The following is a 22118-nucleotide window of genomic DNA, read 5'->3' as shown; positions in this document are numbered from 1 at the left end:
GATCAGTTATTTCGTGAAGTACACTAAAAAGAGTGAGGAGAAGCGATTGTCTTCGAAAATCTTCTCCCACTCCTTTTTTATCAGTAGTTTTAAGGAGAGTACATGTTGAAAAAAATCCTTTCATTACTTGCAGCTTTGTTGATGATTTCGCTTTTAACCTTTTTATTAACCAAGTTTTCTTCGCAAAACCCTGCTGAAAACTACCTGCGTATTTCAAAAATTGCTATCACTCCTGAGTCTTTGCAGCAAGCAAATGAGTATTTAGGACTTGATAAATCGTGGGTAGAGCAATATTTCATCTGGGCTAAAAAGGCTTTATCAGGTGATTTAGGAATTTCCTATCTGTGGAAAGTGCCCGTCTTGCCCTTGATTATTGATGCTTTTTTATCAACTCTTTATTTGGGGGCAGTTTCCTTTTTCTTGATTCTTGTGGTTTCTCTACCACTAGGGATTATCAGTGGTTTATACAAGGATTCTTTTTGGGATCGTATCCTTCAGTTTTTAACCTTTGCAAGTGTATCCATGCCAACCTTTTGGTTGGGCTATCTTCTCATTTTACTTTTTGCAGTGCAGTTGAAATGGGTGCCTGTTTCTGGTAAAGCAGATGTGAGCAGTGTCTTTTTGCCGAGCTTAACCCTCAGCCTCTCCCTGATTGGACAATATACAGCCCTCGTCAGAAAATCCATTAGTGAACAGATGAATAGTGTCCACGTTGAAAATGCTCGTTTGCGAGGGGTGAAAACTTCTTTTATTATCAAACATCACCTGCTACCAAACGCTATGCCAGCCTTGGCAACCGGGCTTAGTTTGACCAGTATTTATCTGATGACAGGCTCACTTATTGTAGAAGAAGTCTTTGCCTGGAATGGCATTGGGAGTGTTTTCGTGCATGCCTTGCAGGCTGTCGATATTCCAGTTATTCAAGCCTGCATGCTCTTGTTTGGCAGTCTGTTTCTCGTCAATAATCTGCTCAATCAATATTTGACAGGTTGGATTGATCCTCGTGTGCGAAAAGCAGGAAAGGAGACAAGATGACAAAACGATTTCTATTTTCTTCTTGCATTCTCTTCCTTCTTCTTTTCTGTGCACTATTTGCTCCTGTGCTCATTCCTTTTGATCCACAGTACGTCGATGTAGCTAATAAACTCTCTCCACCAGACGCTCAGCATCTTCTTGGAACAGATCAGCTGGGACGTGATATTTTATCTCGTTTGATTTCTGGAGCACGATTTTCCCTCTTTCTTTCCCTGATGATTACGGTTTTAGAAGTGGTTATTGGAGTGGGAGTAGGACTATTCGTTGGTTGGTACCAAGGAAGAGCAGAGCGGATTTTCCTTTGGTTTGCCAATGTTATTTCAGCCTTTCCTAGCTTTCTTTTATCCCTAGCGACGATTGGGATACTTGGGCAGGGCTTGACTAACATGATTGTCGCTATTGTGATTGTAGAGTGGGTTTTCTATGCTCGCCTAGTCACTAATCTCGTCAAAAGTGCCAAACAGGAACATTATGTCGTAGCTGCAAAAACAATGGGCATGTCCGCTATCCATATTTTAAAATACCATATTTTACCTTTTATATATAAACCTATCTTAGTCATTGCTTTGATGAATATTGGCAATATCATTCTAATGATTTCTGGTTTTTCATTTTTAGGGATTGGAGTGCAGCCCAATATCACAGAATGGGGAATGATGCTGCATGATGCAAGGCCGTATTTTCGGACGGCTCTTTGGATGATGATGGCACCAGGACTTGCCATTTTTTGCACAGTTATCTCCTTTAACCTTGCAGGAGAATACTTTGAAGAGAAAGGATGGAGACAAGTATGGAAGCGCTAAAGATTGACCAGCTATCGGTTGAGTTAGAAGGTCACATTCTTCTAAAAAATATTTCTCTATCCTTAGAGCAGGGGGACTCTCTGGTTATCATCGGAGAAAGTGGCTCTGGCAAGACCCTACTGACCAAGCTCATCATGGGTCAAATCCCGCCAAAGGCTCGACTAAGCGGTCAGATGAGTTACAAAAATCAAGATTTAGAAGCCCTCACTCCAAAGGAGTGGCAAAAAATCCGCGGCAAGGAACTAGCCTATATGATGCAAAATCCTATGGCGATGTTCAATCCATTTCAGACCATTCAAGTTCATGTTCTTGAGACGCTCCAAAGTCATTATCCTTGGACCAAGGAGGAGTGTCTTGAAAAGGCACGTATAGCCATGAAAGCTGTCAGACTTGGGCATATTGATAATTTACTAGCTAGTTATCCATTTGAACTGAGCGGAGGGATGTTGCAGCGGGTCATGCTGGCTATTTTATTGAGTTTAGACTCAGCCACTATTTTGTTAGACGAGCCAACGTCAGCCCTAGATGCCTATAATCGTGACAATATTTTACGCATCTTGCAAACCTTGAAGGAAGATGGTAAAACCTTGATTACCGTCACTCATGATTATGAGCTGGCGCGTGAGCTGGGTGGACAAATGCTGGTCATTTACAAGGGAGAAATCGTGGAAAAAGGAGCAGTAGAAGAAGTGCTCAATCACCCCCAACATCCTTATACTCAAGAGCTAGTCTTGGGAAATCCTTACGAACGGTTGGTGACGTATGAAAATTGAATGTAAACAGGTTTCAAAACAATTTGACCAGAAACATGTCCTTCAAAATTGCCATTTTTCTGTAAAAACAGGCGAAATTGTGGGTATTATGGGGGAAAGTGGCACGGGGAAAAGCACCTTGGCTCGACTCCTCGTCGGTTTGGAGACACCAAGTTCGGGTGAAATTCTGCTCGATGGTCAACCATATCGTCGTAAGGACGGTGCTCGAATTCTTTTGGTGTTTCAAGATGCCCTTCATGCTGTTAATCCCTTATTTACGGTAGGAGATATTCTGACTGAAGCGACGAAAGATAGCGTTTCTACGGAAGAAGTTGTGACCATTCTCAAGGAAGTCGGACTAGATGAATCCTACCTTCCAAAGACACCACGGCAATTAAGTGGTGGTCAGCTCCAACGGATTTGTATCGCACGGGCTTTGCTCTTAAAGCCAGATGTGATTATCTTTGATGAGGCCTTGAGTGGTTTAGATCCCCTGATTCAGGGGCAATTGTTGCGCCTCTTGCACCAACTAAAAATCCAGCATCAGCAAACCTATATCTTTATTTCACACGATTTCAACCTTTGCTATGCTCTTTGTCACCGTATTCTGGTCATGTTTGATGGTCAGATTGTAGATGAAATCACAAATTTTAGCGATCCAATCGAAGTCAGTCACCCAGCGACTCAAAATCTATTGACAAAAAGTCAAAATCCAAAACACCCTAAATGCCGTATTCGTAAGATGATGGCAACAATTCAAAATGATTAAAGGAGAATGATTATGAAAAAAACATTTGAAACTAAAAAACTTTATTTCGGCTTTCCAGTCTTCTTTCTAGGCTATAAAGACGACATTCATGGCTATAATATCTCGACTTCTAGCTCTGCTTATTCTTTGGGGAGCATGATGGTTGTCGCTATGAGAACCAAGGGAAATGCGATTACCGAAATCACGAAACACGGCCAGTTCACAGTAAATATCCCCACGCAAGAATTGACACGAGAGTCTGAGATTGCAGGCTTTAATAGTCGCAAAGATAAATTTGCCCTTACAGGCTTATCCTATACTGTCGGAGAAACCGTTGATGCACCGCTAGTGGATGCTTGCCCGGTGTCTATCGAATGTGAAGTCATTGAAATGGTTGAATGTGGTGCCTTAACCAATGTCATCGGCCGCGTTACACGCCGTGTGGTAGAAGAAAGTTTGATTGATGAAGATAATGCCTTCAAGACGCTAGAATTCTCACCGATTAGCTATATTGGAGATGGGGCTGCACGCTTGTATCGTTATTATAATGATGACTTTGTTCAGATGGGAACGATTATCAAAGAAATTCGCGAACAAGAAGAACATAAAGCAGAATAATCAAAAAGACAGATTATCTCTGTCTTTTTGATTGTAACCGCCCCATAACCAGGTGTCTATGATATTTTCCACGCCTCTAGTATACTGTTATCAGAAAACAGAACTGGAGGCTATTTTGATGTCACAACCTATTGTTCCCTTGAAAACACCACAATCTCGTCGATTTCCTCATAAATCCAGAAATGATCTGGTAATGAAAATGCGTATTGGAAAAGTTGAACTAAGCTTGTTCCAATCTCTTCATCAAGAAACACTGGAAACTATTTTAGATAAGGTATTGCTCTATGGTCATTCAACTCAGTGATTTAGGGCAGGTCTATCTGGTTTGTGGCAAAACCGATATGCGTCAAGGGATTGATTCGCTGGCTTATCTGGTAAAAAGTCAGTTCAACCTTGATCCCTTTTCTGGTCAAGTTTTTCTCTTCTGTGGTGGCCGCAAAGACCGTTTCAAGGCTCTTTATTGGGATGGACAAGGTTTCTGGTTGCTTTACAAGCGATTTGAAAACGGCAAACTCACTTGGCCTAATGATGAACATGAGGTCAAAACCCTCACTTCCGAGCAAGTAGACTGGCTGATGAAGGGATTTTCGATAAGCCCTAAAATAAAACCTACAAACAGTCGTGATTTCTATTGAAATCATGGCTTTCTTTTCGGTATAATAAAGAAAACTGGAGGGTGAGACTATGGAAGAGTTATTAGCCATTATTAAACAACAAGCAGCTGTTAACCAACAACTCACAAATGAACTTGCTCTCCTTCGTGAACAAGTAGCTTATCTGACACAAAAGCTCTATGGCAAGTCATCAGAAAAGGTTGTGCATCAAACTGGTCAGCTAAGTCTCTTTGAAGAAGAACCACTTCCTGAAGAAGACGCTGACTTACCCAGTTGAAACAGAGACCATCACCTACAAACGCAAGAAAACCAAGGGAGTTCGTCAGGCTGTTTTCAGTCAGTTTACTCCGGAGATGGTTCATCATGAACTAAAAGGCGAAGACTGCACTTGTCCAGACTGTCATGGTCAGTTGAAAGAAATTGGTTCAACCGTCCAACGGCAAGAGTTGGTCTTCATTCCTGCACAATTGAAGCGAATTGACCATGTCCAACACGCTTACAAGTGTCAGGCGTGTAGCGAGAACAATCTTAGCGATAAAATTATCAAGGCTCCCGTTCCTAAGGCATCTCTGGCCCATAGCTTGGGGTCAGCCTCCATTATTGCCCACACCATTCATCAGAAGTTCAATCTGAAAGTCCCCAACTACCGCCAGGAAGAGGATTGGAACAAGCTTGGCTTGCCAATCACACGGAAGGAAATCGCCAACTGGCACATCAAGTCTAGTCAGTATTATTTCGAGCCGATTTATGACCTTCTGCACGAGAAATTACTAGAACAGCCTGTTCTCCATGCGGATGAGACTTCTTATAAGGTCTTGGAAAATGATAGTCAGTTGACCTTCTACTGGACCTTTTTGTCTGGGAAGCATGAAGAACAGGGAATCACTCTTTATCATCACGATAAAGGGCGGAGTGGCTTGGTTGTGAAGGAGTTTCTTGGAGATTACACAGGCTATGTACATTGTGATATGTTACGGCAGTAACTTGGAACTTTAGTTCCTTAGTTCTGCCTATGCGATAGCAGTCCAAGCTTGAGGAACGAAGCGACGCTAAGCTTGGTTAACTGCGAACCGCTGAGTGTCTATAGACAGTTAGAACGAGCTCAGCTAGTTGGTTGTTGGGCTCATGTCAGAAGAAAGTTCTTCGAGGCCACTCCTAAAAAGGCAGACAAGACTTCCTTGGGTGCCAAGGGATTAGCCTATTGCGACCGCTTATTTGCCTTGGAGAATGACTGGGTTGACCTCTCTACTGAAGAGCGACTACATAAACGCCAGGCAGAGTTAGCCCCTTTGATGGATGAGTTCTTCAACTGGTGCCGCAATCAATCTATTTTACCTGGATCAAAACTTGGTCGTGCGATAGAGTATAGCCTTAAGTATGAGGAACTATTCAAGGCAGTTCTTCAAGATGGTCGCTTGGTTCTATCCAATAATGTAGCAGAACGCGCCATTAAGTCCTTGGTCATTGGACGGAAAAATTGGTTGTTTTCCCAAAGTTTTGAGGGAGCTAAAGCAACTGCCATTATCCTGAGTTTACTGGAGACAGCTAAGAGGCATGGTCTTGATTCAGAGAAATACATCACTTATCTTCTGGAACATCTTCCAAACGAGGATTCACTCGCAAAAAAGGAGGTTCTAGAGGCTTATTTACCGTGGACTGAACGAATTCAGAACAACTGCAAATAGAAAAAGTTCCAGAGTCAAGCAAGACTTTGGAACTTTTTCAATATACCTCGTTATGGAGCGGTTACTTTTGATTATTCTAAAGAAGTCGTTCTGTAACCGCCCCATAACGAAGTCTGTTGCCTTTCTCTCACACCCACACCTCCAGTATACTGTTAGACAAGTCTTTCTCTTCTGTGGTGGACTAAAAGACAGTTTCAAAATACTGTATTGAGATGATCAAGATTTCTGGTTGCTCTATCAGCGTTCTATGTAAAAAAATACAAAAAAAGCAAAAATATATTTTCAATATAGAAACTCTAGTATATTCACCAGTTTTAGGAATAGTTTACAGCTTATCTAAAGTAACTACTTAATGCTTTTGTTTCCTCATAAGCGATGTTGGCCATTTCTTCTGCGCTTTCTGGAGTTTTGTGAATGACCCACTCTATTATCAAGGCGTAGGCAATAGAATCCCAGAGGATTTGTACGGTTCGCATGCGAGGATCGGTTGGTAAACGAACACTTAAGGCTAGAAAAATTCTATGTTCTAATCCTGCCTGCACAATCACTTCCAACTCTTTTCGGTGTTTTTCTACAAAAAGAAAAGCCTGAAGCCAGTTTTTGTAGAGATCTTCGGTGACACATTGTCTTAGTTCGTTAATGTAGGTCATAATTTGATCGTCTAGAACTTCATCTTTTGTCTTATAATTTCTGTAAAAGGCTGTTCGTGAGACACCTGCTTTTTGGCATAGTTCCGTAATGCTAATTTGAGAGAAATCTTTTTCATTCAATAGAAGTAAGAGAGCTGTTGTCAAAGATTCTCGTGTTATTTTTCGAGATTGATCGTTGTTTTGTTTGAGAATGTTTAATCGTTGTTTGTCCATGTAACAGATACCACCTTTTTGTTCAGTCCGAATTTTCATTTCTTGTTTTTATCATTTTTTACTCTATAATAGGAAATGACATTTGTCAAGTCCATAAAGGAGAAGTAAGAAAGAATGAACAAGAAAAAACAAAAGTCTATTTTTAAAATAGGGATGAGTCTACTTACAGCATTGCTTATCAGTGGTATCATTATTTGGAAAGTCCCTCAGTTTCGCTTGGTGTCGTTTCGATGGATATTTGAAAGTCCAGAACGAAAACAGCTAAATACACCAGCTGATACAACAGGCATTGTTGTTGAAAAGGATATTCCCTATATCAATGACGGAGACAGAGGACATTTACTAGATATTTATCGTCCAGAAAATGCTGATGATACAACGCCAGTAGTGGTTAATATTCATGGTGGTGGATTATTTGCTTCTTATAAAGAAGTCAATCGTGACTATGGATTTGAGTGGGTTCGTAAGGGCTATACCGTTGTCAACATTAGTTATAGACGCTTGCCTGAGACAACGTTGTGGCATCAGATAGATGATTGTATGAATGCGCTTCGCTATATTGATGCTAATAGGAAAGAGTTAGGATTAAATCTGGATACAAGTTACTTAACAGGTGATTCAGCAGGGGCATTATTATCGCTTTTTACGAACTCAATTAATGAAAGTCCAGAATTACAGGCTGATTTTGGCATAAAGGGTACCAATATTCGTTTTAAGGCCATGGGCCTCATTTCCATTATGCTTGAAACTGATCGCCATGATTTTATGGATTTCATTACACCGCTTGTAATAAATGAGTCTGATCGTGATCAAGCCTATTATTCGTATTTGCTGAATCCGTCTAGTTTAGTAGCGAAAACAACTCTTCCACCAGTTTATTTAGTTACGGGCGATGAGGATTTAATTCAAAATGAAACTCTAAAATTAAAATCTTTACTTGCCCAAAATAATGTTCATCATGATTTGAAAGATTATCCGAAAGGAGACAAGCACAAATTGGATCATGTATTTGCAATTAAAAATCCTAAATGGGAAGAAAGCCAAGAAGTGATTCAGCTAATGAATGATTTTTTCAAAGAGCATCAGCAATAGAAATAAAGTAAATAAGAAATCTTTTCAAATACTAAAAACGCATAAAATAGGCTTTCAGAAGTATGATTTATGCGTTTTTATATCTTTGTTTTTTGGCTCTTTGTCAACTGTAGTGGGTAGATGTCAGCTAACACCTAGAGAGGACCAACTTGGTCTTCTCTTTTTTGATGTTTAAGGCAATCAAAATCCGCTTTTTGAAGTTTTCAAAGTTCCTGAAACCAAAGGCATTTCGTTTAATGACTTTGATAAGATTATTGGTAGCTTCCAATTTAGCGTTGGAATAAGGCAATTCCAAAGCGTTTAAAACCTTGTCCTTATCCTTTAGAAAGGTCTTAAATACCGTCTGGAAAATAGGGTTAACAGTGGCTCTTTCTTGCTCAATTAGGTCAAAGAAATGCTCTGAGTTCCTCTCTTGGAAATGGAATAAAAGAAGTTGATAGAGTTCATAATGTTGTCGTAACTCATCTGAGTAGGATAGGAGCTTGTCTAAGATTTCCTTATTGGTCAAATGCATGCGAAATGTAGGGCGATAAAATCGTTTATCACTGAGTTTACGGCTATCTTGTTGTACCAGTTTCCAGTAGCGTTTGAGCGTCTTGTATTCATGCGATTTGCGGTCAAAAGCATTCATGATTTGGGTACGGACACGGTTCATAGCACGGCTGAGATGTTGCACAACGTGGAAACGATCAAGCACGATTTTAGCATGAGGAAAAAGTTGTTTGGCTAGTTGATAGTAAGGGCTAAACATGTCCATAGTGATGAATTTAACGCGGTTTCTGACCTGTCTAGGGTATCTCAGAAAGTGATTTCGGATGGTTGCTTGCGTTCTTCCATCAAGGATAGCGATGATGTTATTTGTGTCAAAATCTTGAGCGATAAAGCTCATTTTCCCTTTCTTGAAGGCATACTCATCCCAGGACATGACTTCTGGAAGCTTACCCCACTCCGTTTCAAATTTAAACTCATTGAGTTTTCGAATAACTGTAGATGTAGAAATGGAGAGTCTGTGTGCGATATGTGTCATTGCTTGCTTTTCGATGAGTAATTGTGCGATTTTCTGGTTGACAGCGACAGAGATTTGATGGTTCTTCTTAACAATAGGAGTTTCAGCGACCGCTATTTTCCCACATTCCTTGCACTTGAAACGACGCTTTCGAAGGCGGATAAGTAGCGGGTAGCCAGCAGTTTCTAAGTAGGGGATTTTAGAGGCTTTCTGGAAGTCATACTTAGCCATTTGTCCCTTGCAGGAAGGGCATTTAGGGGCTGTGTAATCCAAGTGACCGTGGAGTTCTAAGTGAGTTCCCATGTCGCATTCATTAGTGATCGTGATATTTTTGTCTTTCATTTTGAGAAAATTTGTGATAAGATTTAGTTGTTCCATATGAGTCTTTCTAAATGATGGTTTTATCGCTTTTCATTATAGGTCATATGGGACTTTTTTTCTACACTGAAAAAGGCTCCATAATCTCTACAGTGGATTTACCCACTACAGATATTATAGAGCCTGTTTTTTTATTTTAGTTTTTTCTAGTCAATCTAGATAGAATTATTGCATAATTTAATTTATGTAATAATTCTAGAGCTGATCTAAGGCATTTTTCTGTTCATCATTGACAATATGGGTATAGAGGTCGGTAACCTGTGTATTCGCATGCCCCAATTGATGGCTGACGAGTACTTGAGATTTTGTTGCATCATAGAGACGAGTAGCTAGCGTATGGCGGAGCTTATGGGGTGTGACCCGAATTTTAAAATCTGCAGAATATTTTGCGACCATTTTTTCAATACTGGACGCATCCATGCGATTTGGCAAGCCACGGTATTCCGATAAGAAGAAGGCAAGATCTGTCTTTTCAGCCTTGTAACGTTGCTGACGAATGGCCAGATAGGATTCCAAGTAAGGCTTTGCGAATCCCGCTACATGAACCGAGTCTCGTTTCCCACCTTTTCGTGTAACATCAATCATCATCATCTTGACATTGACATCAGCCAGATTAAGATTGACCGCTTCAGAAAGGCGTACTCCAGAAGCCAGCAGTAGGGCTAGAATGGCTAAATCTCGTTCTTTGTTTTTCTGGAAGGAGGAGAGAGCACGCTTTGATAGTTTGACGGGATATTGGGTCTCAACATACTCTAAAAACTCCATGGTTTCGTCTCCCAAGAAGAGCTTTTGCTTGATATTTTCAGCTCTGGCAGCAAGCGTTTCCTTTTTCTTTTTCGTTGAAATCTTTTTTATAACATTACGATAAAAATAAGGCTCGCCTTGCTCATTTTCGACTTCTTCAGTCAGATATTTGTAGAGACTTGACAGAGCAGACAAGGTCCGGTTAATCGTCGTTTGTGAAACCCCGTTTTGTGTCGTATTGGCATTCAGCAAAGGTCTTTCCCGTAGATAGAGAATAAAGGATTCCATGTCTTTCTTAGTGAGCTGTTCCAAGGTATCTAAAGGAATTTCAGCCATAGTCGTTACCGATACTAAATCCGTATCGATTAACCATTCAAAAAATCGTCGGTATTCTTTCAAATATTCATACAAGGTCGTAAAACTGTAAGGTACAGCTAGCTTTGATTGGTAGTAGTCTAGGACATACCACGGCATTATTTCCTTTAATTGTTCGATTTTTTCTAGTAGTAATTCACGGCGCATAAGGATTCTCCAAATTTTCTTCTTATCAAAACTAAAAATTTATGAACAATTGATCTGATAGGATCTAACCCCTTGATAGCTCTGAGATAGAAGCATAAAGTACGTTCTTCAAAAATGTACTTTATTTTTGTTTTGTACCTTTGAATAGGGGAGGGGGCTTATTGTTCAAAATGATTAGTCTATTTTATTCTTTTTATCTCTTTTGAAAAGTACATCTATCATCAACAAATTAATGAATTTCAGCACTTCCAAAAGTCCATTATTTTCAGTTACAATCTATTATAAAGGATTTTAGAGAATATTTCTATTTTTCTAGCTAGATTAGTTGTGAATGAAAAGGTCAGTTGTAGTTTCTGTATACTTGTGTATTGTATGTTTTGACCTTGTTAATGGTATAATAAATGTAGCAAGTTTATTTTAGCGACAAAAGGAGGGGAACATTATATGGTGAAAACAATTAGAGGAATTTGCTTGGAATTACGCAAAGGCAAATAATTTTGATGGGTTTAAAAAAACGGTTGATGTACTGGGTAGAAGGTGAAGCAATGGTCATAGAAATGTTGAATTACAGGGCAAGTATTGGGATAAGGTGATTGACTATCTAGCAGTAGCTTATTATGAAAAACGTCCAGGTCATATCTTTATAACAAGTATCAACGCTCTTAAAAGACCAGTACATGAGTTTAGTGTAGAAGGAGCTGAGAAGTGCCTAATTAAATGATGTTTATCTTTTTAAATTAGAGCCAATTTTTAAAAATACTAGTGGGAGCTTAAAGGAGCAAGGTAGTCATAGAGAAGATATGTATAACGAGTACGGGGAAATAATGACCTATAATTTGGAGTATGTGTTTGCAGGTTCCGATAGTAATTTAACCGAGAGTGTAAATATAAGAATGTCAGTCAAGTTAAAACGATGAGGAAATTGACAAAATAGCCCTTATCTAGCTCATGGAAGAGCCTATCGTAGGGAACAGATCTTAAAATAGCTTTTTTCTTCTGTCCCATTATTGGAGTGCGATGCTTTTTTATTGAATTTTTTCTCTGAGGTTTTTGTAGGAAAATCGACTTGAGAAACGATTTCAAAAATACATAATTTTGGAAAATAAAAGTTTTAGTTTTCTAGTTTCAAAAGTGCAAAATTAATCCCCATGATAAACTTAGGTTTTCCAAGGGTTAAAGTATATAATTTCTCCAAAAAATTTTTTCAGTTAACTTATCAGAGTATAGCACAATAATAGATATATTTCAAGAAAATTATAGTTTTTCGGAAAGATGTACGTGAAACTCTCGGATAATTAACTGGAAAAATTTTTAAAGTAGATTTTCTAAAAAAAAGCCTGATTTCTTGCGGGAAACCTAAAACGTCCCAAAAGTACATTTTGCTTCCTACTATACGATTTTAAAGTGAAAACTAAAAATTTGTCATTTGTATATTTTTTACAACGAACTCTTTTAAAAAAACACGTCTTTCATTCCATAACTGGAAATTTTTCCAGATGTACATTTCGTAATTTACTTTGAATTATAAAACTTTTTTCACAATTACTTCAGTCATGACTTTCATTTTGTATTCTATTCAGCTTGAAAATAACGTATAAAACAAAAATAAAGAAAAAAATAAACACCCAAACTAAGATGTGTTTTTATTCTATTTTCGCTGTTTTAGTTCCTATTTAAAATATTTTATGATAAAATATGAAATGGATTATTTTGTAAAAAGAATGGATAGGATAGATGACAACTAGTGAATTAATTGTAATGTTGACTCATAATGACCTGACTGTTGCCAATGCCTTTGAGATGTTTGAACAATATAATCACTCAAAAGCTAACTTTTGGGGTTTTAAAGAGAAACCGCTCTCTACCTCGGAAATGAAATCTTTATTCTCTTATATGAAAAAATACGGCAAAACTACATTTCTAGAAGTTGTTGCTTATACTGAGAGTGAAGGTTTAGAGGGAGCGAAAACTGCCGTTGAGTGTGGTTGTGACATTCTAATGGGAACAATTTATTTTGAGTCTATTCATGAATATTGTAAGCAACATCAATTAAAGTATATGCCTTTTGTCGGTGAGATTTCTAAACGTCCTTCTATCTTGGAGGGTTCGATTGAAGGTATGATTCAGGAGGCGAAAACATATCTTGACAAGGGAGTTTATGGGTTTGATCTTTTAGGTTATCGTTATGTTGGAGATGCAGTAGCTTTGAATGAGCGTTTTATCCAAGAGGTTCAGGCTCCTGTTTGTTTGGCAGGAAGCATTGACTCCTATCAACGTTTAGATGAGGTTAAAAAAGCGCAACCCTGGGCATTTACGATTGGCAGTGCATTTTTTGATTTGAAATTCTCTGGCTCAGATTTCGGAGAGCAAATCAATTCCGTTTGCGATTATATGAAGCATTAAAAATCATTTGGAAGTCAATTCCAAATGATTTTTAGTTTCGAATCTGATTCTTAGGAATTAAATCATAATCAAACATAACCTCAGAATGATTGTCTAGGATTAAGCTCTTTTCTAAGACTTGATTGCTCTGTTTGTCAATGGTTTGTCTGTAAATTTTAGAATTTCGATAATATTTATCTCCCTCTTTCTTAAAGTGGTGATCTTCTTCTAGTAATTCGTATCTAGTGGGAAATTCTGATTGACTACGAAGTTCGCCATAGAGGATTTCGTCTTCACACCAAACTAGCAATTGAACAGGCTGATTGGTCGAATTTTTGAAGCGATAATCGACATGATTATAGGCAACAGAGGTTCCATTAGCAAACGGAATCCGCTTTCCTTCGTCTGGAGCAAGGGCATCTGAATGCGTATGGAATTCTGTTATCTGCATAGGACTATGCACAATTAAACAATGAATGGTATTGGCTAGATTGCAGAGTCCTCCCCCTAAACCTGCTTCAACCTTATCGTTTTGAATAACGCGGCCGTCTAAATACCCTTTTCGTCTGGAGAGTTTTCCTACAAGTTTCCAAAATGAAAAAATTTCTCCTGGCTGAATGATCAATTTATGCATTCTCTTTGCTGCTAAATCAATATTGATAGCCTTGTTGTATTGTAATTCCAGATCAATACCTGGGCCTTTTTTTATTAAATGAGACGAATGGGATGAAACCAGACAAGGAAGAATTTCTTCTTGGTGTTGTTTTGCAAAATTCGGTTTCCGTTTGAAATCTTGAAGATGACGTTTAACAATCTCTTTTTGCATAGAAATCGCATAACATGTTGGATTCAATTCGCAAAATAGTACATCTTTATTCCAAAATACCATATTAGTTTTTCTCTCCTTTTTTCTCAATATTTCCTAAACGATGCTGGTATTTCTTTCGCCAACGATAGGTTTTAAGAATGAATTGCTCTACTTTTCGTTTTTTGCCAATCTTGCTCTCCCCTTCTTGCAACAGGAATTTTACTAAAATATTGGCCATTTGCGCTCGATTTGCTCCTAAAATATCCGTAAACAGTTGATCTCCAACAAATACAACTTCTTCTTTTTTGACGCCTAATCGCTCAACGGCTTGCAAATAGGCGTCTTTATTTGGTTTGTTTGCAATGGAGATAAATTCTGTATCAATATTACGAATAAACTGTTCAATGCGCTCGGAACTATTGTTGGACAAAAGGAAAGTTTTAAGCCCCAATTGATGAATCATTTGAAATAGTTCATCGATTGCTGGAGTTGATGGTCTTCCGTGTGGCACCAAGGTACTATCGATATCAAAAATGACTGCTTTGAAACCTTGCTTTTTTAAGGCTTCATAATCAATTGTAAATACACTATCAACAAATTCGTATGGATAAAGTTGGTGCAACATGTCTTATTTGTTTCTCCCAATCATGTCTTATTTCCGTTTTTTCTTGGCTTTCTTCATTTTATTGGCCATGCGTTTCATGGATTGTTCCATGGCAAATTTACCGATTTTACCTTTCAATCCCCCACCAAACATCTGACTCATATCTGGCATGCCAGCACCACCTAAGGCTGATAAATCAGGCATTCCCCCCTGACCCATCATCCCTTCAAGAGCGGACATATCCATGTTGTTTGGCATATTTTTAGGAAGATTATTGGGATTGATTCCCATTTGTTTCATCATCTTGTTCATATCACCAGACATAACCCCCTGCATCATAGCCTTTGCTTGGTTAAAGTCTTTAATGAACTTGTTGACATCGACAAAGCTATTTCCTGAGCCGTTCGCAATCCGACGACGACGGCTTGGAGTCAGCAAATCAGGATTTTCACGTTCAGCTGGGGTCATGGATGACACAATCGCTCGTTTTCGAGCAATTTCTCGCTCGTCGACCTTGAGATTTGCCAGAGCAGGATTTCCAGCCATTCCTGGAATCATCTTGAGAAGGTCTTCCATCGGTCCCATATTTTGTACTTGGTCTAATTGATCGATAAAATCATTGAAATCAAAGGTATTTTCTCGCATTTTTTCAGCGAGTTCAAGCGATTTCTTCTCATCGTATTCTTGTGAAGCCTTCTCAATCAGAGTCAGCAAGTCTCCCATCCCCAAAATACGGCTAGACATGCGGTCTGGGTGGAAGGTTTCAATATCTGTAATTTTCTCACCAGTACCTGTGAACTTGATTGGTTTGCCAGTGATATGACGGACAGACAGTGCGGCACCACCACGAGTATCCCCATCGATCTTGGTTAAGATAACCCCAGTCACCTCAAGCTGATCATTAAATTCACGAGCAACGTTAGCTGCTTCTTGACCAATCATAGCATCGACGACGAGGAGAATTTCATTTGGTTGGGCAAGTGCCTTGACATCTCGTAATTCGTTCATCAGCACTTGGTCAATTTGCAAACGCCCTGCTGTATCAATCAAGACATAGTCGTTATTTTGTTGTTTGGCCACTTCAAGACCTTGCTTGACAATGTCAACTGCTGGCACACCTGTACCTAATTCAAAAACAGGAACGTCAATTTGTTGTCCTAAGGTTTTCAACTGATCAATGGCTGCTGGACGATAAATATCCGCTGCAATCAGCAAAGGTCGGGCATTTTCTTCTTTTTTGAGCTTGTTAGCTAGTTTTCCAGCAAAGGTTGTTTTACCAGCCCCTTGCAGACCAACCATCATGATAATAGTTGGAATTTTTGGTGATTTGATAATTTCAGCTGTATCAGAGCCTAAAATTGCTGTCAATTCCTCATCAACAATCTTGATAATTTGTTGAGCAGGATTGAGCGTTTCAATCACTTCGTGACCAACTGCACGTTCCCGGACTTTCTTGATAAACTCTTTTACAACTGGCAAGGCAACGTCTGCTTCCAGAAGGGCAAGACGAATTTCCTTGGTTGCTTCTTGGACATCACTTTCGCTAATTTTGCCTTTACGGCGCAGATTTTTAAAGACGTTCTGTAAACGTTCAGTTAAACTTTCAAAAGCCATGGTATTCTCCTTTTATTCTCGATTATCAATACTACTTAACACGGTGATTTGTTCTTGCAAAAATATATCTGCTGGATAACGTTCTAAAATTTGATCAAAGATTTGGCTGCGAACGATATAGTCAGAATACATATGCAACTTCTTTTCGTAATCTTCTAAAATCTTTTCTGTCCGCTTGATATTGTCATAGACCGCTTGACGGCTGACCTGAAATTCTTCTGCAATCTCAGCCAAGCTATAATCATCAGCATAGTAGAGCTCGATATAATTCATCTGTTTATCGGTCAATAGTGCCGCGTAAAATTCAAAGAGGGCATTCATCCGATTCGTTTTTTCAATTTCCATACTTTCCATTATACCAAATTTTTCCTAGAGGATAAAGCCTACCTATCTATTTTCAGGACAAAGTCATGAAGAAAATGCATGTAACTATTTTCTAGCACATGCATTTTAAAACCATACTCACTTATATCTGCATGATAACCCATTGTCTTTTTCATCTACATTATGACAAAATTTTATGCCAAAAAAATACATAATTTAAATTACGTAAACTAAGATTGAGGAAAAATCTATTTTGGACAATTTTATTCAAATTTTTTCTTTTCTATTTGTCAAATTAAGTTAGACACTTTAAAATAACTCAGAAAAACTTGTAGAGGAGTTTGATAGTTTAATGACTTACGAGGAATGTTGTTTCTTTTATCAGCTATCGCTGATAACACTTCTTGGGAAATCTCATTGAAGTCTGTCTGCTTCGGAAGTCCGTGTCTTCGTAGTAGGCCATTTGAGTGTTCATTGAGTCCACGTTGACCAGGACAGCCAGGGTCCGCAAAGAAAATGTCGATATCATACTCATTTGACAATGACTTCCAATTTGAGAACTCTTTCCCACAATCAAAGGTCATCGACTTGAACAGGTTCTTTGGAAATTTCGTTAACCAATCCCTTAGTGACTGTTCGATATCCTGGGCTTTTCGTCCATTTGTTTGAAGCGCTATAATCACTTTTGATTGTCTTTCAACCAAGGTAATCGCAGCACTCTTACTATCCTTGCCAACGATTGTATCCCCTTCAAAGTGACCAAACTCCCTATCAAATGTTGGATAGCGTTCAGCCCGTTCACGAATGTCTCTACGAAATGCTTGTTTACCGCGCATTTCCTTCTTCCCATTCTGCTTTCGTTTACCCTTCCATGGGAGATTTTCTTTTTTGAACACACCGCGATCGGCTAAACGATAGAGTGTTCTCATAGAGCAAGAAACTTTGTTTGGATACGTCCCTTTGATAACGTCTAAACTCCAGTCTTTTTCCAAATGAGATTGAATGAAGTCGGTTTCTTCCTTGGATAGCTGTGTGTTATGCCTACCGCAGCGCTTCTTGTTCACTTTATAATGCTCGTAGTAGTCATAAGCTGAATATCCTTGTTCAAGGTAAGCAACTACATTATAAATCGTTTGACGGGCTCGACCGAGGGATTTAGCAATAGCGGAGATTTTCTTTCCTTCTTGGTGATACGCCTCTATAATTACGAGCTCATTTGTGGTAAGATGAGCATAGGTCATTTATGTTCGGTCCTTTCAGAAAAATGTGGTAGTTTATCTGAGCTTAACATAAATGGCTTTTTTTGTCTAACTTAATTTTACAAATTGGGCTTTTATTTGAGAAATAAAAAACTCTTAACAATACCGCTATATCAGCATGTCTAAGAGTTTCTGTTATATGGTAGTTAACCTTCTCTAATAGGGTTTGTCTATACTATTAGTTTGCATAATTTAAATTATGTAAACTATTTATTCTCTAAATAAAACTCAAAACGTTCACCAACATATTGACTTTTTACATATTCAAAGGCTGTCCCATCTTCAAAATAGGAAATTTGTGTCAAGCCCAGAATGGCTTGCTTGGGTTTAATCTGCAAATAGTGGGCAATTTTTTCTTTGGCTAGACGAGCATAGATGGTCTGCTGCGACTTACCAATCTTGTAGCCATGAACTTGAAGCGTTTGGAAAAAATGGCTGGTAATTTCTTCCTTTTTGAAATTTTTGATGAACTTTTCTGGAATACTCGCCACCTCATAAACAACAGGAATCTGGTCAGCGTAACGCACTCGTTCCATTCGGATAATCGTTTCTTCCCGAGAAATACCCAGCTTATCGACCTCTTCCTGACTAGGAATTGTTTTTCGATAGGAAATCAAGTCACTAGAGGGAATTTTTCCCTGCGCTTTGATAATCTCTGTAAAACTGGTTGTTCCCCGCATCTTCTCCTGCACCCGCGTACTTGCTACAAAGGTTCCGCTACCGATACGGCGTTCTAAAACCCCCTCCTCAACCAAGAGGGTGACCGCTTGGCGCAAGGTCATACGACTCACCCCAAATTGCTCCGCCAAATCCCGTTCACTTGGCAAACGCTTCCCAATTTCCCAGATTTTCTCGTCAATATCTTTTTTGATTTGATCATGAATTTGAATATAAGCTGGTTGCATGAGCCCCCTCTTTTTCTAATGAAATCTTACTCTCTTCATTGTATGATAAAAATGGAAAGAGGTCAAATAGTATTTGATACTTTCTGTTGGAAATGCCCGTCTTTTGTGGTAGAATAGGGAAAAGATATTTACTTTCAGAAAGGGAAATGATGACAAGCAAAGATGTAGAGAAAATTATTGTGTTAGACTACGGTAGCCAATACAACCAGTTGATTTCTCGTCGTATTCGTGAAATTGGTGTATTTTCGGAGCTAAAAAGCCACAAGATTTCAGCAGCTGACGTTAAGGAAATCAATCCGATTGGAATTGTTCTTTCAGGAGGACCAAATTCTGTTTATGAAGAGGGATCGTTTGATATTGACACAGAAATTTTTGAATTAGGCATTCCGATTTTAGGAATTTGCTACGGTATGCAGCTGATTACCCATAAACTCGGTGGCAAGGTCGTACCGGCTGGAGATGCTGGAAATCGTGAATACGGTCAGTCAAAGCTTACCCATACTCCTTCTCCTCTCTTTGAAGGAACTCCAGATGAGCAATTGGTCTTGATGAGCCATGGAGATGCGGTAACAGAGATTCCTGACAACTTTGTCCGTACAGGTACTTCTGCTGACTGCCCTTATGCAGCAATTGAGCATCCTGATAAGAAGATTTACGGGATTCAATTCCACCCAGAAGTTCGTCATTCTGTCTACGGAAATGATATTTTACGAAACTTTGCGATTAATATCTGCGGAGCAAAAGGCGACTGGTCCATGGATAATTTCATTGATATGCAGATTGCGCAAATCCGTGAAACGGTTGGAGATAAAAAAGTTCTTCTTGGGCTTTCTGGTGGTGTTGACTCATCTGTTGTTGGGGTTCTTCTGCAAAAAGCAATCGGAGACCAGCTCATCTGTATTTTCGTTGATCATGGGCTTCTCCGTAAGGGCGAAGCAGATCAAGTCATGGACATGTTGGGAGGTAAATTCGGTCTCAATATTGTCAAAGCTGATGCTGCAAAACGCTTCCTTGATAAATTGGCAGGTGTATCTGATCCTGAGCAAAAACGCAAAATTATCGGTAATGAATTTGTTTATGTCTTTGATGACGAAGCAAGCAAGCTAACAGATGTCGCATTTCTTGCCCAAGGAACACTTTATACGGATGTCATCGAATCTGGGACAGATACTGCTCAAACCATTAAATCCCACCATAATGTAGGGGGATTACCAGAAGATATGCAATTCCAATTGATTGAACCTCTTAATACGCTTTACAAAGATGAAGTGCGTGCCTTAGGAACAGAACTTGGTATGCCTGATGAAATCGTGTGGCGTCAGCCATTCCCAGGACCAGGACTGGCTATCCGTGTCATGGGGGAAATCACCGAAGAAAAACTGGAAACGGTACGCGAATCCGATGCCATTCTTCGTGAAGAGATTGCAAAAGCAGGGCTTGACCGAGACATCTGGCAATACTTCACAGTGAACACTGGTGTACGTTCTGTTGGGGTTATGGGAGACGGTCGTACCTATGACTATACAATTGCCATTCGTGCCATTACGTCTATTGACGGCATGACCGCAGACTTTGCAAAAATTCCATGGGAAGTCCTCCAAAAAATCTCTGTTCGTATCGTCAACGAAGTCGATCACGTTAACCGCATTGTCTATGACATTACCAGCAAACCACCAGCAACTGTGGAGTGGGAGTAATATAGAAAGTAAAAATGAAAGTTTTACACACTTTCTATAGGGATTTTCGAAATTAGAACGGCATAATTATAATTCATTCCTTTCGTTTCACTCAAGGCACAACACTGAATGAAAATGTGTTGTGCCTTTTGTTTTGCGTTATAATTAAAACTGATACTCATTTAATTTCAAAAATAGCCTTTTTATCTGAGCGTATTTATTTTGGTTCTAAAATGTAGAGGACTAAATGAGTTAGACAGGATACTCTTCCAGTAAATGAATAGACAGTAATAAAAAAATAAGTGGTTTATGTCCGAACCATCTAAGAAAGTAGTAAAAATGCTAACTTTGATTTTCATTGAGTATGAAAAGCCCTATCACTACTACAAATCACGGGGAGATGAATAAGTGAGTGGTCTAGCCACTACCTCGCGTAATTATAGGTGTGGTTCTTTCCATCAAGCACAACTAACTGTGACTTAGAGCACATAAACTTATAATTGATCCAACGCCAAACTGGAAGCTACTAACAATCTTATCAAAGTCATTAAACGAAATGCCTTTGGTTTCAGGAAGATGAAAACTTCAAAAAGCGGATTTTGATTGCCTGAAACATCAAAAAAGAGAAGACCAAGCTGGTCCTCTCTAGATGTTAGCTGACATCTACCCACTACAGTTGACAAAGAGCCTTATTTAACTGAGATGAATTTTATCCCAGACTTTCTAGACTTATTTTGATTTGATATAGTTGATTCCGTCTGCCTTTGGTGCCACAGCTTTTCCAAAGAAGGCTGCAAGGACAATAATGGTCAAAACGTATGGTGCAATTTGTAGATAAACTGCTGGAACGTGTGACAAGAATGGCAACTGACTGCCGATAACGGCTAAACTTTGAGATAGACCAAAGAAAAGGCTAGAGAGCATAGCTCCGATTGGATTCCATTTTCCGAAAATCATAGCAGCAAGAGAGATGAATCCTGGCCCGATAATCGTCGTTGCTGCAAAGTTAACAGAGATAGATTGGGCATAAATCGCACCTCCCACACCTCCTAGGAATCCTGAAATCATCACACCGTAATATTTCATCAAGTAAACGTTAATTCCAAGTGTGTCTGCGGCTTGTGGGTGTTCACCGACCGAACGCAATCGCAAGCCAAACTTGGTCTTAAACATGATAAACCAAGCAAGAAAAGCAAATGCGACAGCCACATACCCCATCAAACTAGTATTTTTAAAGAACACATCACCGATAATAGGAATATCTGACAAAATTGGAAAATTAAATTTACCAAAGGAAACTTGAATATTATCTGTTTGACCTTTTCCGTAAAAGGCTTTTACCAAAAAGATTGCAAGAGCTGGCGCCATCAAGTTTAACACAGTACCGCTTACCACATGGTCCGCACGAAAATGAACCGTAGCAACTGCATGAATTAGGGAAAAAATCATCCCAATCACACCACCTACAAATAAAGAAAGCCACGGAGTCAAGCTACCAAAAGTCTCATAAAAGGTTAGATTAAAGATAACCCCTGAAAAGGCTCCCATAACCATAATCCCTTCCAAACCGACATTCACGACACCAGCGTGTTCAGAATAGGCTCCTCCAATACTGGTAAAAATCAGTGGTGCTGCATAAATTAGCATGGAGGAAACCAACAAACCTAACATTGTCACAAAACTCAT

Annotated in this window: 21 protein-coding genes and 2 pseudogenes; 13 read left to right on the top strand and 10 right to left on the bottom strand. The window is 39.1% G+C overall.

Annotated elements, in window-relative coordinates; translation table 11 throughout:
• The first annotated feature begins 102 nt into the window (after positions 1-102).
• From BFM96_RS08080 to BFM96_RS11495, 9 genes and pseudogenes are all read left to right on the top strand, one after another.
• Positions 103-1035 (top strand): ABC transporter permease, encoded by a 933-nt coding sequence (locus BFM96_RS08080; RefSeq protein ID WP_068992774.1) that lies wholly within the window; start codon positions 103-105, stop codon positions 1033-1035.
• Positions 1032-1838 (top strand): ABC transporter permease, encoded by an 807-nt coding sequence (locus BFM96_RS08075; RefSeq protein ID WP_068992771.1) that lies wholly within the window; start codon positions 1032-1034, stop codon positions 1836-1838. The genes BFM96_RS08080 and BFM96_RS08075 overlap by 4 nt, the downstream gene beginning before the upstream one ends.
• Positions 1826-2611: an ATP-binding cassette domain-containing protein gene (locus tag BFM96_RS08070; RefSeq protein WP_068992769.1), complete on the top strand. Its 786-nt coding sequence runs from the start codon at positions 1826-1828 to the stop codon at positions 2609-2611. The genes BFM96_RS08075 and BFM96_RS08070 overlap by 13 nt, the downstream gene beginning before the upstream one ends.
• Positions 2601-3359: an ABC transporter ATP-binding protein gene (locus tag BFM96_RS08065; RefSeq protein WP_068992766.1), complete on the top strand. Its 759-nt coding sequence runs from the start codon at positions 2601-2603 to the stop codon at positions 3357-3359. Before BFM96_RS08070 ends, BFM96_RS08065 begins: the two co-directional genes overlap by 11 nt.
• Before the next feature lie 12 nt (positions 3360-3371).
• Positions 3372-3956, top strand: coding sequence for a flavin reductase family protein (locus tag BFM96_RS08060; RefSeq protein WP_068992764.1), 585 nt, complete (start codon positions 3372-3374; stop codon positions 3954-3956).
• 118 nt (positions 3957-4074) lie between these two features.
• Positions 4075-4260, top strand: a complete 186-nt coding sequence (locus BFM96_RS08055; protein WP_068990903.1) for a hypothetical protein — start codon at positions 4075-4077, stop codon at positions 4258-4260.
• Positions 4241-4591: an IS66 family insertion sequence element accessory protein TnpB gene (gene tnpB, locus BFM96_RS08050; protein ID WP_068992762.1), complete on the top strand. Its 351-nt coding sequence runs from the start codon at positions 4241-4243 to the stop codon at positions 4589-4591. The genes BFM96_RS08055 and tnpB overlap by 20 nt, the downstream gene beginning before the upstream one ends.
• Positions 4592-4640: 49 nt before the next feature.
• Positions 4641-4847, top strand: a complete 207-nt coding sequence (locus BFM96_RS08045; RefSeq protein WP_068988780.1) for an IS66 family transposase — start codon at positions 4641-4643, stop codon at positions 4845-4847.
• Positions 4801-6255: pseudogene (locus tag BFM96_RS11495) on the top strand (IS66 family transposase). Before BFM96_RS08045 ends, BFM96_RS11495 begins: the two are co-directional and overlap by 47 nt.
• 332 nt (positions 6256-6587) lie before the next feature.
• On the opposite strand, the gene BFM96_RS08030 reads toward BFM96_RS11495, so the two are convergent.
• Positions 6588-7118: a TetR/AcrR family transcriptional regulator gene (locus BFM96_RS08030; RefSeq protein WP_068992758.1), complete on the bottom strand. Its 531-nt coding sequence runs from the start codon at positions 7116-7118 to the stop codon at positions 6588-6590.
• 114 nt (positions 7119-7232) lie between these two features.
• Between BFM96_RS08030 and BFM96_RS08025 the strand changes: the two genes are divergently transcribed.
• Complete coding sequence (locus tag BFM96_RS08025) at positions 7233-8210, top strand: alpha/beta hydrolase (protein WP_068992756.1); 978 nt, start codon at positions 7233-7235, stop codon at positions 8208-8210.
• A 127-nt stretch (positions 8211-8337) separates the two neighbouring features.
• Here the strand turns inward: BFM96_RS08025 and BFM96_RS08020 are convergent, their stop codons facing one another.
• Positions 8338-9594 (bottom strand): ISL3 family transposase, encoded by a 1257-nt coding sequence (locus BFM96_RS08020; RefSeq protein ID WP_068992753.1) that lies wholly within the window; start codon positions 9592-9594, stop codon positions 8338-8340.
• Positions 9595-9789: 195 nt separating this feature from the next.
• A complete protein-coding gene (gene xerS, locus BFM96_RS08015) occupies positions 9790-10860 on the bottom strand; it encodes a tyrosine recombinase XerS (protein WP_068992750.1) in 1071 nt (356 codons plus the stop codon).
• 1734 nt (positions 10861-12594) lie between these two features.
• On the opposite strand from xerS, the gene BFM96_RS08010 reads away from it, so the two are divergent.
• Complete coding sequence (locus BFM96_RS08010; RefSeq protein WP_068992747.1) at positions 12595-13263, top strand: hypothetical protein; 669 nt, start codon at positions 12595-12597, stop codon at positions 13261-13263.
• 31 nt (positions 13264-13294) lie between these two features.
• Here BFM96_RS08010 and BFM96_RS08005 read toward each other — a convergent pair whose 3' ends face one another.
• From BFM96_RS08005 to BFM96_RS07980, 6 genes are all read right to left on the bottom strand, one after another.
• Positions 13295-14131, bottom strand: a complete 837-nt coding sequence (locus BFM96_RS08005) for a VanW family protein (protein WP_068992744.1) — start codon at positions 14129-14131, stop codon at positions 13295-13297.
• Position 14132: 1 nt separating this feature from the next.
• Positions 14133-14675 carry a YqeG family HAD IIIA-type phosphatase gene (locus BFM96_RS08000; protein WP_068992741.1) on the bottom strand — a complete coding sequence of 181 codons (543 nt, stop codon included), beginning with the start codon at positions 14673-14675 and terminating at the stop codon, positions 14133-14135.
• 27 nt (positions 14676-14702) lie between these two features.
• Positions 14703-16268, bottom strand: coding sequence for a signal recognition particle protein (gene ffh / locus BFM96_RS07995; protein WP_068992739.1), 1566 nt, complete (start codon positions 16266-16268; stop codon positions 14703-14705).
• 12 nt (positions 16269-16280) lie between these two features.
• Positions 16281-16613: a putative DNA-binding protein gene (locus tag BFM96_RS07990; protein WP_068994273.1), complete on the bottom strand. Its 333-nt coding sequence runs from the start codon at positions 16611-16613 to the stop codon at positions 16281-16283.
• Positions 16614-16882: 269 nt separating this feature from the next.
• Positions 16883-17833 carry an IS30 family transposase gene (locus tag BFM96_RS07985; protein WP_068992736.1) on the bottom strand — a complete coding sequence of 317 codons (951 nt, stop codon included), beginning with the start codon at positions 17831-17833 and terminating at the stop codon, positions 16883-16885.
• Between the two features lie 224 nt (positions 17834-18057).
• A complete protein-coding gene (locus tag BFM96_RS07980; RefSeq protein ID WP_068992732.1) occupies positions 18058-18756 on the bottom strand; it encodes a GntR family transcriptional regulator in 699 nt (232 codons plus the stop codon).
• A gap of 146 nt (positions 18757-18902) precedes the next feature.
• Between BFM96_RS07980 and guaA the strand changes: the two genes are divergently transcribed.
• Positions 18903-20453 (top strand): glutamine-hydrolyzing GMP synthase, encoded by a 1551-nt coding sequence (guaA, locus tag BFM96_RS07975; RefSeq protein ID WP_373283973.1) that lies wholly within the window; start codon positions 18903-18905, stop codon positions 20451-20453.
• A gap of 483 nt (positions 20454-20936) precedes the next feature.
• Positions 20937-21043, top strand: a pseudogene (locus BFM96_RS11115) (transposase); the annotation flags it as partial.
• 118 nt (positions 21044-21161) lie between these two features.
• Here the strand turns inward: BFM96_RS11115 and BFM96_RS07970 are convergent.
• Positions 21162-22118 carry an ABC transporter permease gene (locus tag BFM96_RS07970; protein ID WP_068992729.1) on the bottom strand — a complete coding sequence of 319 codons (957 nt, stop codon included), beginning with the start codon at positions 22116-22118 and terminating at the stop codon, positions 21162-21164.

The organism is Streptococcus himalayensis (genome assembly GCF_001708305.1).
Lineage (GTDB): Bacteria > Bacillota > Bacilli > Lactobacillales > Streptococcaceae > Streptococcus > Streptococcus himalayensis.
Note: the sequence above shows the minus strand (reverse complement) of the source record. Positions and strands in the feature narration are given on the sequence as shown.